Raw genomic sequence first — 17,398 nt, forward strand, 5'->3', positions numbered from 1 at the left:
CTCGCCTCCTCAAACCTCCGCCAGCGCGCGAATGTGCGCGACGGCGCTGCGGCCGAGCGCAGACAGGTTGTATCCGCCTTCGAGACAGCTCACGATGCGCCCGCGCGCATAGCGGTTTGCGATGTCGCGCACGCGGTCGGTGATCCACGTGTAGTCGTCTTCAACGAGGCCCATGTTGCCGAGGTCGTCCTCGCGATGGGCATCGAAGCCGGCGGAGATGAAGATCATCTCGGGCTTGAAGTCGTGGAGCCGCGGCAGCCACAGCACGTCCACCGCCTCGCGCACCGCCATGCCCTTCGAGCGCGCCGGCATCGGCACGTTGACCATGTTCGGCGCCTGGTTGTCCGCGCCCGTGAACGGATAGAACGGATGCTGGAAGAAGCTGCACATCAGCACGCGCGGGTCCGCGGCGAACGCGGCCTCGGTGCCGTTGCCGTGATGCACGTCGAAGTCGATGATCGCCACGCGCGCAAGGCCGTGAACGTCGAGCGCATGTCGCGCCGCAATCGCCACGTTGTTGAAGAAGCAGAAGCCCATGGCGCGTGCCGGCTCCGCGTGATGTCCCGGCGGACGCACGCTGCAAAACGCGTTGTCGTACTGGCCCGCGATCACGGCGTCCGTGGCGGCAATGGCCGCGCCCGCTGCGCGCAGCGCTGCCTGCCAGGTGTGCGGATTCATCGACGTGTCGGGATCGATGGGCGTGTAGCCCTCGATCGGCGAGGTGTCCCGAATGTGATCGACATGCGCCTTCGTATGGACACGCAGTAGCGCGGCTTCGTCGGCGAGCGGCGCGGGCTCGCGTTCGATCAGCGCGTCGATGCGGCTTGCGATCAGCTGGTCTTCGATCGCCTGCAGCCGCGCGGGACACTCGGGGTGCCATTGTCCCATCTCGTGCAGCAGACAATCGGCGTGGGAGTAGAAGGCTGTTGCCATGATTCGTTCGTTCTGCGGCGCGCGCCGTCGGCTCGTGCGCGGCAGGTCTCCTTCATATGCGCGCGGCAACGCGCCGCGGGTAATAACCGTCACGTTACCACACGACGCCGCGACTCGACCCCATGCCGCAAGGGCCCGCGCCCTGTCGTTCGGCGAGGTTAGTTGCGCCAGAGTCGTCGGTTATACTGCGCCGAACCGTTTTGCTCCGTCTGTTCTCCCGCCTTGCTGCCCATGATCTTCAAGTCTGCCTCGCCCGTATTCCGCCGCCTGTCCGCCTCGACGCTCACCGCTGCGACATGCATTGCGCTACAGACGCTCGCGGCGCCCTCTACGGCATTCGCTCAGACCGGCAGTTCCACGCCCGCCATGCGTCTCGCCCAGGCCCAGCCGCAGGCTCCCGTACCGCAGGGGCAGACCTTCGAAGAAGAGATCATCCCGCAGCGTTACGCGAACAATCCCAACGTCGACACATTCGTCGACGACATGGTTGCCCGCTACGACTTCGATCCTGCTGCCCTGCATGCGCTCTTTGCGCACGCGAGCTACTCGGCAACCGCGGTGAAGCTCGTGCTGCCGTCGCCCACGCCCGCGGCGAAGAACTGGCGCGCTTATCAGGCGCGCTTTCTCGATGCGATACGCGTGAATGCGGGTGTGCGCTTCTGGCGCGAGAACCAGGCGACGCTGCAACGCGCCTACGACGAGTTCGGCGTGCCGCCCGAGGTGATCGTCGGCATCATTGGTGTCGAGACGATCTACGGACGTTTCATGGGCAACTTCCGCGTGCTCGATGCGCTCACCACGCTGACCTTCGACTACCCGGATACCCCGAACCGCGCCGATCGCATGGCGACGTTCCGCAAGAACCTCGAAGACTACCTGGTGTGGACGCGCGACTCACAGGTCGATCCAACCAGCGTGCTGGGCTCATACACGGGCGCAATCGGCATTCCGCAGTTCCTGCCCAGCAGCATCGTGAAATACGCGGTGAGTTACGACGGCAACAAACAGATCGACCTGCGCACGAGCCAGGCGGATGCGATCGGCAGTGTCGCGAACTATCTCAAGCAGAACGGCTGGGAAACGGGACGCCCCGTGGTGTGGAAGATTGCAGGCGACCCGGGTAGCCAGGGTGTCGCGCAGGCCGCCGCCGATGGACAGCCTGAGCCGCACTGGCCGCTCGAGCAACTGCTGCGCGCCGGACTGGTGCTGAACCAGCCCGACATCGACATCGCCTCGGAAGCGGGCACGCCGGTCACCATCGTGGACCTGCCAACGCCGGGGCGCGCCACCGAGTACGTGCTGGGACTCAGAAATTTCTACGTGCTCACGCGCTATAACCGCAGCTTCTTCTACGCGCTTGCGGTGTATCAACTCGGACAGAAAGTGAAGGCGCAAATGATGGCGAGCAACGGCGGCATGCCTGGCGCGGGCTCGGGCGCCGCTGCTTCCGGCGCCGCGGCACCCGCGTTCGCGCCGCAGGGAGCTTCGGTGTCGGGCGGCGTTCCCGCGGCCGGCGTTCCTGCGCAGAACGGTGCTACGCCAGGCAACTCCGCCCCGGGTGGAACGGTACCCGCGCCGTCAACGCCTGTGGCGCCCACGACGCCCGCTGCACCTTCCGCAGACTGAGGCGGTCTATCGTCGCCGCCTGATTCCTGAGTCGTCGCTTAAACAAACAAAACGCCGGACATTGCCGGCGTTTTGTCATTCAGCGGACGCGGTGACATGCTCCGCGTTTTTTTGAAACGTTGCGCGCTTTAGGCGGGGAACACGCCCGTCGAGAGATACCGGTCGCCACGGTCGCACACCACGAACACGATCGTGGCGTTCTCGACCTGGCGCGCAATGCGCAACGCGACCTCGCACGCACCGCCCGACGAGATGCCCGCGAAGATCCCTTCGACCGAAGCGAGACGCCGCGCCATGGCTTCCGCCGCCGCCTGACTCACGTTCTCGACACGATCCACGCGGCTGCGATCGAAGATCTTCGGCAGATAGGCTTCGGGCCACTTGCGAATGCCCGGAATGCGCGAGCCCTCTTCGGGCTGGGCACCGACGATCTCGACAGCCTGGTTCTGCTCTTTCAGATACTTCGACACGCCCATGATGGTGCCCGTCGTGCCCATCGATGATACGAAGTGGGTAATGCGACCTTCGGTCTCACGCCAGATTTCGGGCCCCGTGGTCTCGTAGTGCGCAAGCGGATTGTCGGGATTGGCGAACTGGTCGAGGATGATGCCCTTGCCGTCGCGCTGCATCTGCTCGGCGAGATCGCGCGCGTACTCCATGCCGCCCTTCACGGGCGTGAGCACGATCTGTGCGCCGTAGGCCGCCATGCTCTGGCGACGCTCTACCGAAAGGTCTTCCGGCATGATGAGCACCATCTTGTAGCCGCGAATGGCGGCGGCCATCGCGAGCGCAATGCCGGTGTTACCGCTCGTGGCTTCGATGAGCGTGTCGCCCGGCTTGATGCGGCCGCGTTCTTCGGCCTTGCGGATCATCGAGAGCGCCGGGCGGTCTTTCACGGAGCCTGCGGGGTTGTTGCCCTCGAGCTTGCCGAGCACGACATTGTTGCGGCTGCGGATTTCATCGTCCGAAAGCCGGACGAGTTGCACGAGCGGGGTATTGCCGATCGTGTCTTCGATTGTCTTGTAGGCCATACGCGGATCGCAGTCGGGCGCAGGATGAAGCGTTGCGCAAACAGGGGATGAATGCGTCGATTCTAAACCACGCCGCCCGCGGGTGCCGCCCGACCCTGCTGCGCGAAGGGAGGTGAAGGGAAGTGCATCGAACTGAATGACGCGTGTCGCACGGGACGCCGAACGCCAAAAAGCCCGCGGCCAAGGCCGCGGGAGCCAGTCATCTGAAGGACGGCTGAAGGAGCGTGTTTCGTCGTGGACCCGAAACCCGCTCTGGGCGCGTACACGAGGGTGGCGACGTGCACGCAGGGGACGTGACCTGAAGCGCGATGCCGCGAATCGCGCCTATTTCTTCGCCGTCGTGGCGGGCGCCGGCTTTTGCGAGCCTGCGGCCGGTGTGGCGTGCGCCTGTGCGACCGCCGCGGTTTGCGAGCCGGTAGCCGGCGTGGAGGGCCCGACGCTCAGACCTTCGGCCTGCAGCCGCTCGACCGTATGGCCGCCCATGCCCTTCACGCGCTTGCCGAGATCGGCGGGGTCCTTGAACGGGCCGTGTGCGCCGCGCTCGTCGAGAATGGCCTTGGCTCTCGCCGGGCCAATGCCCTTGATGCCACGCAGTGCATCTTCGTTGGCCGTGTTGACGTCGACGGCAGCAAACGCCTGACCGAACGCGGCAACGAGCGCCGCGGCAGCGAGAATTTTTTTGAACATGCTGGATCTCCCTCTGGACTCCTGACTGGCGCCCATCGCCAGCAGGAGAGCTCAGTGTAGGGAGACCGAAGCCGGAATCACACCTGGCCGGATAGCCAACGCACGTAACGGTCCACGCCTTCCTGGACGGAAAGGAACGGCGCGTCGTAACCCGCTGCGCGCAGCTTCGTGGGGTCGGCCTGCGTGAAGCACTGATACTTGCCACGCAGCGCGTCGGGGAACGGCACGTACTCGATCAACCCGCGCTGCACCTGTTCGGCGAGCGAAAGCGGGGTCTCGCCCGCGAGCGCACGCAGCGTGTTGACCACGGTCGTCGCGATATCGTTGAACGGCTGCGCGCGGCCCGTGCCGAGATTGAAAATGCCCGACTTCTCGGGATGATCGAAGAAGAACAGGTTGACCTTCACCACGTCTTCGACCGAGACGAAGTCACGCGTCTGCTCGCCCGCCCCGTAGCCGTTGTACTCGCCGAACAGCTTCACCTTGCCTTCGGCGCGGAACTGGTTGAAGTTGTGGAACGCCACCGACGCCATGCGCGCCTTGTGCGTCTCACGCGGCCCGTACACGTTGAAGTAGCGAAAACCCGCGATCTGGCTGCGCGCCTGCGGCAGCACCCGGCGAATCACCTGATCGAACAGGAACTTAGAATAGCCGTAAACGTTGAGCGGCGCTTCCACCTCGCGCTCTTCAATGAAGCGGCTCGACCCGCCGTAAATCGCCGCCGACGACGCATACAGGAACTGCGTGCCCTGCGCGAGGCACGCGTCGAGCACCGCGCGGCTGTAGCGGAAGTTGTTGTCCATCATGTAGCGGCCGTCGGTTTCCATGGTGTCCGAGCAGGCGCCTTCATGAAAGATCGCGCGTACCTTGCCGAAGTCGCCGCGCGCGAAGCGCTCGACGAATTCGGTCTTGTCCAGATAGTCGTCGATCTCGCAGTCCACGAGGTTGCGGAATTTGTCCGCGCGCGTGAGGTTGTCGACGGCGATGATGCGTTGTTCGCCGCGCTCGTTGAGCGCCTTGACGATGTTGCTGCCGATGAAGCCGGCCGCGCCGGTCACGATGAGAGTCATGATCGTGGTGTCAGTTGAAGAGTTCGTCGTAGTCGACCGTTGCCGTACCCAGTTTGCCGACGACGATGCCCGCCGCGCGGTTGGCCAGCGACACGGCCTCGAAGAGTGACAGGCCCGCGCCCAGCATGACGGCGAGCGTGGCGATCACCGTGTCGCCAGCGCCCGAAACATCATACACTTCGCGTGCTACCGCCGGCGCGTGCAGGATGCCGTCGTCCGAGAAGAGCGTCATGCCTTCTTCCGAGCGCGTGAGCAGCAGCGCGCCCAGGTCCAGATCAGTACGCAGTTTCGTGACGCGAGCCAGCAAGTCTTCCTCCGACTTCCACTTGCCCACCACCTCGCGCAATTCGGCGCGGTTCGGGGTAATGATGCTCGCGCCGCGATAACGCTCCCAGTCGTCGCCTTTCGGGTCCACGAGCACGGCCTTGCCCGCCTCGCGTGCCTTCGAGATCATGCGCGTGACGTGCGTAAGCCCGCCCTTCGCGTAATCGGACATCAGGATCACGTCGTGCGAGGGCAGCAGCGCGTCGAAACGGGCGAGCCCAGCAAGCAGCACTTCGTGCGCCGGGGTGTTCTCGAAGTCGACGCGCAGCAATTGCTGCTGACGCGAGAGCACGCGCAGCTTGATGGTGGTCGGCAGCGCCGGATCGCGTTCGAGATACGCCGTGACGCCGCTCGCGTCGAGCAGTTCGACAATGCGCTCGCCCGGCTCGTCGTGGCCCACCACGCAGAGCAGCCCCGCCTGGGCGCCGAGCGCGGCGATGTTACGCGCGACGTTCGCCGCGCCGCCGAGCCGGTCCTCCTGGCGCTGCACGTGCACCACGGGCACGGGCGCTTCGGGCGAGATGCGATTGACGTCGCCGAACCAGTAGCGGTCCAGCATCACATCGCCCACCACGAGCACGCGCGCGCCGGCAAGCCGCTCGCGCGGCACGATGCCGACCTGGGGAGCCAGCCTGCTGCCCGGCGCCATGGCGCGCGCGCCGTCAGACTGCGACGCCGGAGCCATTCTGGATTGCGACATGAGGCCGTCCAATCGAGTAATAGTCGATGCCGAGTTCGCTCATCGCGTCCGGTTCGTAGAGGTTGCGACCGTCGAAGATACGCGGCGTCTTGAGCACGGCCTTCAGATGCGCGAAGTCCGGTGCCTTGAATTCCTTCCATTCGGTCACGATCACGAGCGCGTCGGCACCCGCGAGCGTTTCGTCCTGGGTGCCTGTGAAATGCAGGCGCGCGAGATGGTCCGGTGCATTCTCCAGGTCCATGGCGAAGACGCGGCGCGCTTCCTCGGTCGCGACGGGATCGTAGGCGCGAACCTGTGCGCCGCGTGCGAGCAGATCGGCGATCACGCGGCGGCTCGGTGCCTCGCGCATGTCGTCCGTGTTCGGCTTGAACGCTAGCCCCCACACGGCGAACGTACGGCCGCGCAGGTCTTCGCCGAGCGTCTTCGTGATCTTGCGCACGAGGACTTCCTTCTGCGCATGATTGACGTCCTCGACCGCTTCGAGAATGCGCAGATGCTCGCCGATCTCTGCCGCGGTGCGGATCAACGCCTGGACGTCTTTCGGGAAGCACGAGCCACCGTAGCCGCAGCCCGCATAGAGAAAGTGGTAACCGATGCGCGGGTCCGAACCAATGCCGCGACGCACTGCTTCGATATCGGCGCCGACGCGGTCGGCCAGATTCGCGAGTTCGTTCATGAACGAGATGCGCGTGGCGAGCATCGCGTTCGCGGCGTACTTCGTGAATTCCGCCGAGCGCACGTCCATGTACAGCGTGCGCTCGTGGTTGCGGTTGAACGGCGCGTAGAGCCGCTTCATCTTCTCGCGCGCAACCAGACCGTCCTCGTCTTCGTCGCTACCAATGAGGATGCGGTCGGGTCGCATGAAGTCGTCCACGGCCGCGCCTTCCTTGAGGAACTCGGGATTGGACACCACCGAGAAACGATGCTGCGCGCTGCCCGCAAGGCCACGCTGCGCGAGCTCGGCGCGCACCGCGTCGCTCACGCGCCGGGCCGTGCCCACCGGCACCGTGGACTTGTCCACGATCACCTTGAAGCCGTCCATGTAGCGGCCGATGTTGCGCGCCGCTTCGAGCACGTACTGGAGGTCGGCGGAACCGTCTTCGTCGGGCGGCGTGCCCACGGCGATGAACTGCACGTCGCCATGCGCGACGCTCGCTTCGATGTCGGTGGAAAACGTGATACGCCCTGCCGCACGATTGCGCGCGATGATCTCCTGCAAGCCGGGTTCGTGAATGGGCACGCCCCCGTTGTTCAGGATGCCGATCTTGCGCGGATCGACGTCGAGACAGAAGACGTCGTTGCCGATTTCAGCGAGGCAGGCCCCCGTGACGAGGCCGACATAGCCGGTGCCGATGATGGTGATTTTCATACGTGTTCCGGGTCTAGATTCCGGTCATGAAGTTCGTTGACGGGTTCCGGGAAGGCCCGGGCAATCTTCGTGCAGCAAGCGCCCGCGCGAACGGGGCTGCTGCGGCGCCTCAGCTCGAAGCGGTAATCGGCTCGACGCGGCGCGGCGCGTAGGTTTCCCAGCCGCTGCAGCCGGGACATTGCCAGTAGAAGAGACGCGCCCGGAAACCGCAATTCTGGCACGTATACCGTGGCAGATTTTTGGTGCGCTGCCGGATCAGCGTGCGCATGAGTTCGAGTTCGCTCTTACGCGGTTCCTCGGCGGTGGCTTGCTGGGCTTCCAGCAAGCGCATCATGCCCGCGAGGTTCGGCGACTTCTGCATCTGCGCGCGTGCGAGCGCGTGCGCGGCGTCGAGACCGCGCAGGTTCTCGACATAGCGGTACGCCACGTCGAGAATATCGTTCGTCGGATAACGGTCCACCCACGACGTGAGCAACTGCACGCCCTCTTCGGCGCGGCCGAGCGCCTCGTACGTCTTCATCACCTTTTCGGCGACGAGCGGCAGATACGACGCGTTCTGCTCCTCGACGCGGCGCCATTGCGCGAGCGCGGCCTCGTGATGGCCGGCCGCCGCGTCGACGTCGCCCGTCAGGATCGTGGCGCGCACGTTCTGGGCATTCGCCTTCAGCGCGAGATCGAGCTGACGGCGTGCCTCGTCGGGCTTCTTCTGCTGCAGCGCTTCCTGCGCAAGTTCGCAATGGAACTGCGCGATTTCGAGATCGAGCGAAGTCGCGCCCATCGTCTCCAGCTTGCGGGCCGTATCGATGGAGCGGTTCCAGTCTTTTTCGATCTCGTAGATGGTAAGCAGCGCGCGCTGTGCGCCCAGCGCGTAATCGCCGGCTTCGAGCGCCCGGAACGTCTCTTCGGCGCGGTCGAGCAGGCCTGCCTTCAGGAAGTCCTGACCCAGCTCATAGAGCGCGTGATCGCGCTCGCTCGCGGGCAGGTCGGCGCGAGAGAGCAGGTTCTGATGCACGCGGATCGCCCGGTCCGTTTCGCCGCGACGACGAAACAGGTTGCCGAGGGCGAAGTGCAGCTCCACGGTTTCGGGATCGAGCTTAGCAACCTCGATGAAGGCATCGATCGCCTTGTCGGGCTGCTCATTGAGCAGGAAGTTGAGGCCGCGGAAATACGAGCGCGGAAGATTGGCGCTTTCGGAAAGCAACGCCTTGAGGTCGTAGCGCGCCGCCATCCAGCCGAGCGCGAACGCGACCGGTATGACGAGGAGCCACCAGAAATCCAGATCCATGCGAACGATGGTAAAGGCAGGAACAAAGCCGCGCGCGAACGGCGCGCGGCGACGGGAGTTTGGGTCAGATGAGCGGCGGCATGGGCGGCTCGGCCACCGGCGCCGGCGTCTCGCGCGCGGCGCGAAGATCGCGCTTCAGGCGGCCGTTCTCAAGCCTCAGTCGAAACACCTGCGGCAGCAGCGAAACGAGGCCCGCCAGCAGGCCAACCACGAAGAAGACGAGGCCGATCAGGATCAGCGGCGCCTGCCACGCATAGCCGGCAAGGAAATTCAGCGTAGCGCTCTGCGTGTTCGCAAGCGCAAGCACGAGCAGCAAGACGAACACCAGTACACGAATCAGCCAGGCGATAAATTTCATGAAGAGGTCTCTTGGCAGTTGCAGGGCGGCGCCGGCCGTGGGATGCCGCACCACGGAAGGTCCGCGCCGAAGTGACCCGTATTGTAAATGAAGCCCTGGCCCAACAGACGTAGGCGGTAAGCCGCGGAAAGCAGGCAGAAAAAAAGCGCCCGGAGGCGCTTTTTTAATCAATGCCGTCTGACGTTAGCCGCCGGCTGCATGCAGGACCATCGGAAGACGGCGCTTACTGATCGTCGTCCGGCTCCTCGGCCTTGAGCGGTTCGCCCGAACGCCGGTCCACACGCTCGCGCAGTTCCTTGCCCGGCTTGAAGTGCGGTACGTGCTTCTCCGGTACCAGCACCTTCTCGCCCGACTTCGGATTGCGCCCGACGCGTGACGGACGGCGGTTCAGCCCGAAGCTGCCAAAGCCGCGAATTTCGATGCGATGTCCTTTCGCAAGCGCTTCGGACATCGCGTCGAGCATCGTCTTGACCGCGAAATCCGCATCCTTGAGGACAAGTTGCGGAAATCGCGTAGCCAGCTGCGCGACCAATTCAGATTTGGTCATACTTCAGCGAGCCTCCTCGAGGCTTACTGGTTCTGGCCGTCGAGCTTGGCCTTCAACAGCGCGCCGAGGTTCGTCGTGCCGCTTGCCGCCGCGTTCGTGTCGGACGAGATGGTGCGCAGGGCTTCCTGCTGCTCGGCCGAATCCTTCGCCTTGATCGACAGGTTGATGCCGCGCGACTTGCGATCGATGTTGATGATCATCGCGTTGACCTTGTCGCCTTCCTTCAGCACGTTGCGTGCGTCTTCGACGCGGTCCTGAGCGATTTCCGACGCGCGCAGGTAGCCTTCGACGTCAGCCGTGAGCTGCACCACAGCGCCCTTCGCGTCCACGGCCTTGACCGTACCGTCGACGATCGAGCCCTTGTCGTTCATGGCCACGAAGTTGCTGAACGGGTCGCCTTCGAGCTGCTTGATGCCGAGCGAAATGCGTTCCTTCTCGACGTCGATGCCGAGCACGACCGCTTCCACTTCGTCCCCCTTCTTGTACTTGCGCACGGCTTCTTCGCCGGTCTCGCTCCACGACAGGTCGGAGAGGTGAACCAGGCCGTCGATGCCGCCAGGCAGACCGATGAACACGCCGAAGTCGGTGATCGACTTGATGGCGCCGCTGATCTTGTCGCCCTTCTTGAAGTTGCGGCTGAAGTCGTCCCACGGGTTCGGCTTGCACTGCTTCATGCCGAGGCTGATACGGCGGCGGTCTTCGTCGATCTCGAGGACCATGACTTCGACTTCGTCGCCCAGCTGCACGACCTTCGACGGTGCAACGTTCTTGTTGGTCCAGTCCATTTCCGACACGTGGACGAGGCCTTCGATGCCCGATTCCACTTCGACGAACGCGCCGTAGTCGGTGATGTTGGTGACCTTGCCGAACAGGCGCGTGCCCGACGGGTAGCGGCGCGAGATGCCTTCCCACGGATCGTCGCCGAGCTGCTTGATGCCGAGCGAAACGCGGTTCTTTTCCTGGTCGAACTTGAGGATCTTCGCGGTGACTTCCTGGCCAACCGACAGCACTTCGCTCGGGTGACGCACGCGACGCCACGCGATGTCGGTGATGTGCAGCAGGCCGTCGATACCGCCCAGGTCCACGAACGCGCCGTAGTCGGTGATGTTCTTGACCACGCCGTTGACGATCGCGCCTTCCTTGAGCGTCTCGAGCAGCTTCGCGCGCTCTTCGCCCTGGGTAGCTTCGATCACGGCACGGCGCGACAGCACGACGTTGTTACGCTTGCGGTCGAGCTTGATGACGCGGAATTCGAGCGTCTTGCCTTCGTACGGGGTGGTGTCCTTGACCGGACGCGTGTCGACGAGCGAACCCGGCAGGAACGCGCGGATGCCGTTGACCATCACGGTCATGCCGCCCTTCACCTTGCCCGTGATCGTGCCGGTCACGAGTTCGTTGTTGTCGAGGGCCTTTTCCAGCGACAGCCACGAAGCCAGACGCTTCGCCTTGTCGCGCGACAGGATGGTGTCGCCATAGCCGTTTTCCAGCGCGTCGATCGCGACGGAAACGAAATCGCCCGCCTGAACCTCAACCTCGCCCTGGTCGTTCAGGAATTCCTCGATGGGAATGTAGGCCTCGGACTTGAGGCCGGCATTGACGACCACGAAGTTGTGATCGACACGCACGACTTCGGCAGAGATGACTTCGCCGGCGCGCATGTCCTGGCGGGTCAGCGACTCTTCGAACAGAGCCGCGAAAGATTCGGTATTCGGGGTAGAGGTTTGCAGGTCGGACATAAAAATCGGAAGTTGCATGGTTTTCGCCGCTCGACTTGCTGGACGCGCCAGGTGGCACGCCTGCCGACTGCTGCGCCGCAACGGAAACGTTCGCGGCCCGATGCGAAAGCCATACGGGGTTAAAGGGTTTAACACACGCTCCGCGTTTCACGGCAGAGCACCTACTGCTCGCTGCTTACTGCTAATTCTTGCTGCCTACTGTCTGCCGTGGGCACCGTCATGCTGGGCGCCCGGCACTGCGCGGTACCACTGCACCACTTCACCAACCGCCTGGTCGATGGAGAGCGCCGAGGTATCGAGCAGCCTTGCATCTGCCGCAGGCTTGAGCGGCGCGGCCGCACGCGTACTGTCGCGCTCGTCGCGTTCACGCAAATCCCGGAGCAAGTCATCCATATTAGCAGAAAAACCTTTTTGGATCAATTGCTTATGCCGGCGCGCCGCGCGGGCCTCCACGCTTGCCGTCAGAAAGACCTTCAGCGCGGCGTCCGGGAAGATGACGGTACCCATGTCGCGGCCGTCCGCGACGAGGCCGGGCGGCTTGCGGAAGGCACGCTGGCGCGCCACGAGCGCCGCGCGCACCGCGGGATGAACGGCAATGGCCGAGGCGCGCTTGCCGATCTCTTCGGCCCGGATTTCCGTCGATACGTCCACGCCGTCCAGCTGGGCAAGACCTTCGCGAAACGTGATGTGCAGGTCGTCGACGAGCTTTGCAAGACCGTCGGCGTCCTCCGGCGCGATGCCGTAGCGCACGCTGGCGAGCGCGGCGAGCCGGTACAGGGCGCCGCTGTCGAGCAGGTGAAAGCCGAGGTGCGCCGCCACGAGCGCGGCGACGGTGCCCTTGCCCGAGGCGGTCGGGCCGTCGATGGTAATGACGGGCGTCTGGTAAAAGGGACGGGTCGGTTTCATCAGGTCAGGCTTTCGCGAGCGCGAGGAAGCGCTCGAAGTAGTCAGGGAACGTCTTGCCGACGCATTTCGGGTCGTTGATGCGCACCGGCACGCCGCCCAGGCTCACCAGCGAAAAGCACATGGCCATGCGATGGTCGTCGTAGGTATCGATGGCGGCATTCGGCACGAGCTTCTCGGGCGGCGTCACCACGAGGTAATCCGCGCCTTCCTCGACCTGCGCGCCCACTTTGCGCAGTTCGGTGGCCATCGCGGCGATACGGTCGGTTTCCTTCACGCGCCAGCTCGCGATGTTGCGCAGCGTCGTCGTGCCGCGCGCGAAAAGCGCGGTCACGGCGATCGTCATGGCCGCGTCCGGGATCAGGTTGAAGTCCATGTCGATGGCTTCGAGCCCGCCGCCCACGCGCCCGCTGCCGCGCACTTCGATCCAGTCGTCGCCCATGATGATGTCGGCGCCCATCTTCTCGATGGCGTCCGCGAAGCCCACATCGCCCTGGATGCTCGCGCGGCCCACGCCTTCCACGCGCAACGGTCCGCCGCCAATGGCACCCGCCGCGATGAAATACGACGCCGACGACGCATCGCCCTCCACCATGATGCGGCCCGGCGACTGGTACCGCACGCCCGCGGGAATGGTGAAGCGCTGCCAGCCCTCGCGCGCAACCGTCACGCCGAAGCGCGCCATCAGGCGGATCGTGATGTCGATGTAGGGCTTCGAAATCAGCTCGCCGTCCACTTCGACGGTCGTGAAGCCCTCTTTCGCGCGCACGAGCGGCAGGCTCATCAGGAGCGCCGTGAGGAACTGGCTGGACACGTCGCCGCGCACGCGGATCGGCGCGTCCACCGAGAGCGGCGCCGCGCGGATGCGCAACGGCGGGTAGCCCTCGTTCGCCTCGTAGTCGATCTTTGCGCCGATCTGGCGCAGCCCGTCCACGAGGTCGCCGATCGGCCGCTCGTGCATGCGTGCCACGCCGTGAATACGGTAGTTGCCGCCGTTGACGGCCAGCGCAGCCGTGAGGGGCCGCACGGCTGTGCCCGCATTGCCGAGGAACAGATCCGCTGTCTTCGCCGTGAACGCGCCGCGCGTGCCCTGCACGACGCAGGTGTCGCCGTCTCGCTGAAGCCGCACGCCGAGCTTCTGCAGCGCGTCGAGCATCACGCGCGTGTCGTCGGAATCGAGCAGGTTCGTGATCGTGGTTTCGCCTTCCGCCAGCGCGGCAAGCAGCAGCACGCGGTTCGAAATGCTCTTCGAACCGGGCAGGCGAACGGTGCCTTCGGCGCGGGTAAACGGTCCGAGGTCGAGGTAGTCCATATGCGTGTCCTGTTTATTCAGCGGGCGCGCCGTCTTCGGGCGGCGCCTCGGGTGTTGCTGCGGCGGGTGCGTCAGCCGCTTCGCCGCTCGTTGCCAGCTTGCCGCCACGCTCCTGCCACGCGGTGCGGGCGACGCGCGAACGCGTAAATACCGCTTCGAGCGCGGCGCCGTCGCCGGCGTCGATCGCCACGCGCAGACGCGCGAGCACCGCGGTATAGGCGTCCAGTTCGTCGAGCAGCGCCTCGCGGTTCGCGAGGCAGATGTCGCGCCACATTTCGGGACTCGACGCGGCGATGCGCGTGAAATCGCGGAAACCGCCCGCGGCGAACGAGAACTTCAGCTCCGCGTCGGGCGAACCGAGAATCTGCTCAACGAGTGCGTACGAGAGTACATGCGGCAAGTGACTCACCGATGCCAGCACGCGGTCGTGCTGTGAGGCAGACATCGATCCCACCACGGCACCGGTTGCGCGCCACATCGCCTCGATACGTGCCACCGACTGCGGCGCGTTCTCCGGCAGCGGGCACAGTACGACGTTGCGTCCTACGTACAGGTCGGCCAGCGCCGCGTCCACGCCACTCGACTCGCGACCTGCGATGGGGTGGCCCGGCACGAACTGGCCGATGCGCTCGCCGAGCGCCGCGCGCGCGGCCGCGACGACGTCGGACTTGGTGCTGCCCGCGTCGGTGACGATCGTGGCGGCGTCGAGGAACGGTGCGATGCGCTCCATGAGCGGACGCGTCTGCGCGACGGGCGCGGCGAGCAGCACGATATCGGCGCCGGCGAGCGCCGCGGCAAGCGCGCGGTCGTCGTCGAGCGACACGGCGGCGTCCGTCACGCCGAGTTCGACCGCGCGCGCAGCGGAATTCGCCGAACGCGCCACGCCGATCACTTCACGCGCGCCGGCCACGGCGGGTCGCTCGCGCAACGCGCGCGCGAGCGACCCGCCGATCAGCCCGACGCCGAAAATCACAAGTTTGTCGAAAGAGAACGCCACCACGCTGCCCAACCGGAAAGAAGACGTGCCGCAGCGCCCCTGCGGGCTGCGCCACGCCATACTGTTCAACGCCCCATCAAGAGGTTCACGCCGCGACGAGTGTCTTCTCGAGCGCCGCGACGAATGCCTCGTTTTCCTCGGGCAAACCGATCGTCACGCGCAGCCATTGCGGCAAACCGTAGTTGCCGACGGGCCGCACGATCACGCCCTGCTTCAGAAGTTCCAGATTCACGCGGTTGCCCGCGCCGTCGTCGCTGCCCACGCACACGAGAACGAAGTTGCCGTCCGAAGGCACGTACTCGAGCCCGAGGCGCTCGAACGCCTCGGTCAGGTGCCGATAGCCTTGCGCATTGAGCGCGGCGCTGCGCTCGATAAATGCGCTGTCGTTGAGCGCTGCGATCGCCGCGGCCTGTGCGAGCGTGTTCACGTTGAACGGTTGGCGCAGGCGGTTCAGCAGATCCGTGAGTTCCGGCTGCGCAATCGCGAAGCCCACGCGCAGGCCGGCCAGACCGTACGCCTTCGAGAACGTGCGCGAGACCATCAGGTTCGGATAGCGCTTCACCCAGCCCATTGCGTCGTAGCGTTTTTCGGCGGGCAGGTATTCGGTGTACGCCTCGTCGAGCACGATGGCCACGTGGCGCGGCACCTTCGCGATGAACGCTTCCAGCGTCGCGCCGTCGATGAACGTGCCGGTCGGGTTGTTCGGGTTCGCGACGAACACGAGCCGCGTGTCGTCGGCGATCGCGGCCAGCATCGCCTCGAGATCGTGGCCGTAATGCACGGCGGGCGTCACGATGGCGCGCGCGCCCAGCCCTTGCGTCGCGAGCGCGTAGACGGCGAACGAGTACTGCGAGTAGACGATCGACTGCCCCTTCTCCACCAGCGCGTGCGCCGCAAGTTCGAGGATGTCGTTGCTGCCGTTGCCGAGTGTGATCCAGTCGGCCGGCACGTCGTAGCGCGCCGCCAGCGCGGCCTTCAGTTCGAACGCGTTCGAGTCGGGATAGCGGCCCAGTTCGCTTGCGGCCTGCGCCATCGCGCGTTGTGCCGACTCCGGCATGCCGAGCGGATTCTCGTTCGACGCGAGCTTGACGATGCGCGCCTCGTCCAGCCCGAATTCGCGGGCGACTTCCGAGATCGGTTTGCCGGCAACGTAGGGCGCGATGGCGCGCACGTAGGTAGGACCGAATTGCATTGTCATGATGGCTCCAGATCGGCGATGGCTGTGTGCGACAAAGGTAATTGGGCTGACGGGGCAGCGCGCCAGGTTGTGGTCGGTATAGCTCGTTAGTGACTCGTTACGCGCTGCCGGGGACGGGCCGAAGTGCCGGCCTCGCATGGCGTCCAGGGCGCTGGCGCATCGGAAAGCCGGTGCAAGGACGGTGCATGGCCAACACAACGCCGCGCAGGACGGCGCCCCCTGTCGTTCAACGCGAACGCGGGTACGAACCGAGAATCTTGAGGAACGCTGCCTTCTCTTCGAGTTCAGCGAGCGCAGCCGCAACCGGCGCGTCGTCGCGATGGCCTTCCAGGTCGATATAGAAGTAGTACGCCCATGTGCCCGAACGTGCGGGCCGCGACTCGAAACGCGTCATCGAGACGCCGTGGCGCGCAAGCGGTTCGAGCAGGCGGAACATCGCGCCCGGCTCGTTCTGCACCGAGACGATGAGCGACGTTTGGTCGTAGCCGCTTGGCGCTGCAGGCTCCTTGCCGATCATCACGAAGCGCGTGCGGTTGTGCGGATCGTCCTGAATCAATGCGTACGCCACCTGCAAGCCATAGTGTGCGGCCGCGCGGTCGCCGGCGATCGCGGCCACGGTCGGGTCTTCGGAAGCGATACGGGCTGCCTCGGCGTTGCTCGACACCGCCTGGCGCTCCAGGTGCGGCGCATTCGCCGTGAGCCAGTGCTGGCACTGCGCGAGCGCTTGCGCATGGGCGCATATGCGTGTCACGCCGGTGAGGTTGCCCGAAAGCGTCAGCAGGTTGTGATGGATGGGCAGCGCCAGTTCGCCGCCAATGACGAGTTGCGTTTGCAGAAAGAGATCGAGTGTGCGCGAGACCGCGCCTTCCGTGGAGTTCTCGACCGGCACCACGCCGAATTCGGCGGCACCCGCTTCGACGGCGCGAAACACCTCGTCGATCGACGGACACGGCAGCCCTTCGATCGATTGCCCGAAGTACTCGTGCATCGCCTGTTCGCTGTAAGTGCCGACAGGACCGAGAAAAGCGGTCTTGATGCTCTTTTCCAGCGAACGGCTGGCGGCCATGATTTCGCGCCAGATCGCGCTGATGTGCCCGGCGGCGAGCGGCCCTGCGCTCATCGACTGCAGGCGCGCAATCACCTGCTGCTCGCGCTCGGGGCGAAACACCGGCGCGTTGAAATGCTTCTTGACTTCGCCCACTTCGAGCGCGACCGCCGCGCGCTGGTTCAGGAGCGCAATGAGTTGGGCGTCGATCGCGTCGATGCGCTCGCGTAGGGGTTTGAGGCGTGAATTGAGTTCGTCGTCCATGCGTGAAAACCGG

16 protein-coding genes are annotated in these 17,398 nt (G+C 65.2%); 1 reads left to right on the forward strand and 15 read right to left on the reverse strand.

Annotated elements, in window-relative coordinates:
• Positions 1-9: 9 nt before the first annotated feature.
• The gene (locus tag P2869_RS12915; protein WP_277596697.1) at positions 10-933 is read right to left on the reverse strand and encodes a histone deacetylase family protein; all 924 of its coding nucleotides are present in this window, start codon (positions 931-933) and stop codon (positions 10-12) included.
• Between the two features lie 366 nt (positions 934-1,299).
• Between P2869_RS12915 and mltB the strand changes: the two genes are divergently transcribed.
• A complete protein-coding gene (mltB, locus tag P2869_RS12920; protein WP_277598135.1) occupies positions 1,300-2,559 on the forward strand; it encodes a lytic murein transglycosylase B in 1,260 nt (419 codons plus the stop codon).
• 128 nt (positions 2,560-2,687) lie between these two features.
• Here mltB and cysM read toward each other — a convergent pair whose 3' ends face one another.
• From cysM to pheA, 14 genes are all read right to left on the reverse strand, one after another.
• Entirely contained in the window at positions 2,688-3,590 is a 903-nt protein-coding gene (gene cysM, locus P2869_RS12925) for a cysteine synthase CysM (RefSeq protein ID WP_017774591.1), read from the reverse strand.
• Between the two features lie 324 nt (positions 3,591-3,914).
• Positions 3,915-4,277, reverse strand: a complete 363-nt coding sequence (locus P2869_RS12930) for a helix-hairpin-helix domain-containing protein (RefSeq protein ID WP_017774590.1) — start codon at positions 4,275-4,277, stop codon at positions 3,915-3,917.
• A 77-nt stretch (positions 4,278-4,354) separates the two neighbouring features.
• Positions 4,355-5,347, reverse strand: a complete 993-nt coding sequence (gene rfaD / locus P2869_RS12935) for an ADP-glyceromanno-heptose 6-epimerase (RefSeq protein WP_277596698.1) — start codon at positions 5,345-5,347, stop codon at positions 4,355-4,357.
• Positions 5,348-5,357: 10 nt separating this feature from the next.
• Entirely contained in the window at positions 5,358-6,320 is a 963-nt protein-coding gene (gene rfaE1 / locus P2869_RS12940) for a D-glycero-beta-D-manno-heptose-7-phosphate kinase (protein ID WP_126876730.1), read from the reverse strand.
• Positions 6,321-6,333: 13 nt separating this feature from the next.
• The gene (locus P2869_RS12945; protein ID WP_017774587.1) at positions 6,334-7,740 is read right to left on the reverse strand and encodes a UDP-glucose/GDP-mannose dehydrogenase family protein; all 1,407 of its coding nucleotides are present in this window, start codon (positions 7,738-7,740) and stop codon (positions 6,334-6,336) included.
• 109 nt (positions 7,741-7,849) lie between these two features.
• Complete coding sequence (lapB, locus tag P2869_RS12950; protein WP_277596699.1) at positions 7,850-9,025, reverse strand: lipopolysaccharide assembly protein LapB; 1,176 nt, start codon at positions 9,023-9,025, stop codon at positions 7,850-7,852.
• 64 nt (positions 9,026-9,089) lie between these two features.
• Positions 9,090-9,383: a lipopolysaccharide assembly protein LapA domain-containing protein gene (locus P2869_RS12955; RefSeq protein ID WP_017774585.1), complete on the reverse strand. Its 294-nt coding sequence runs from the start codon at positions 9,381-9,383 to the stop codon at positions 9,090-9,092.
• A 223-nt stretch (positions 9,384-9,606) separates the two neighbouring features.
• The gene (locus P2869_RS12960) at positions 9,607-9,930 is read right to left on the reverse strand and encodes an integration host factor subunit beta (RefSeq protein ID WP_017774584.1); all 324 of its coding nucleotides are present in this window, start codon (positions 9,928-9,930) and stop codon (positions 9,607-9,609) included.
• A gap of 23 nt (positions 9,931-9,953) precedes the next feature.
• Positions 9,954-11,684 carry a 30S ribosomal protein S1 gene (gene rpsA, locus P2869_RS12965; RefSeq protein WP_081884853.1) on the reverse strand — a complete coding sequence of 577 codons (1,731 nt, stop codon included), beginning with the start codon at positions 11,682-11,684 and terminating at the stop codon, positions 9,954-9,956.
• Between the two features lie 177 nt (positions 11,685-11,861).
• The gene (cmk, locus tag P2869_RS12970; RefSeq protein ID WP_126876680.1) at positions 11,862-12,572 is read right to left on the reverse strand and encodes a (d)CMP kinase; all 711 of its coding nucleotides are present in this window, start codon (positions 12,570-12,572) and stop codon (positions 11,862-11,864) included.
• Positions 12,573-12,576: 4 nt separating this feature from the next.
• Positions 12,577-13,881 carry a 3-phosphoshikimate 1-carboxyvinyltransferase gene (gene aroA, locus P2869_RS12975; RefSeq protein ID WP_017774581.1) on the reverse strand — a complete coding sequence of 435 codons (1,305 nt, stop codon included), beginning with the start codon at positions 13,879-13,881 and terminating at the stop codon, positions 12,577-12,579.
• 13 nt (positions 13,882-13,894) lie between these two features.
• Positions 13,895-14,938, reverse strand: a complete 1,044-nt coding sequence (locus tag P2869_RS12980; RefSeq protein ID WP_277598136.1) for a prephenate dehydrogenase/arogenate dehydrogenase family protein — start codon at positions 14,936-14,938, stop codon at positions 13,895-13,897.
• Between the two features lie 25 nt (positions 14,939-14,963).
• The gene (gene hisC / locus P2869_RS12985; protein WP_277596700.1) at positions 14,964-16,076 is read right to left on the reverse strand and encodes a histidinol-phosphate transaminase; all 1,113 of its coding nucleotides are present in this window, start codon (positions 16,074-16,076) and stop codon (positions 14,964-14,966) included.
• A 226-nt stretch (positions 16,077-16,302) separates the two neighbouring features.
• A complete protein-coding gene (gene pheA, locus P2869_RS12990) occupies positions 16,303-17,385 on the reverse strand; it encodes a prephenate dehydratase (protein WP_017774578.1) in 1,083 nt (360 codons plus the stop codon).
• Positions 17,386-17,398 lie beyond the last annotated feature (13 nt).

It is taken from the genome of Paraburkholderia sp. SUR17 (genome assembly GCF_029536165.1).
GTDB classification, from domain to species: Bacteria; Pseudomonadota; Gammaproteobacteria; order Burkholderiales; family Burkholderiaceae; genus Paraburkholderia; species Paraburkholderia kururiensis.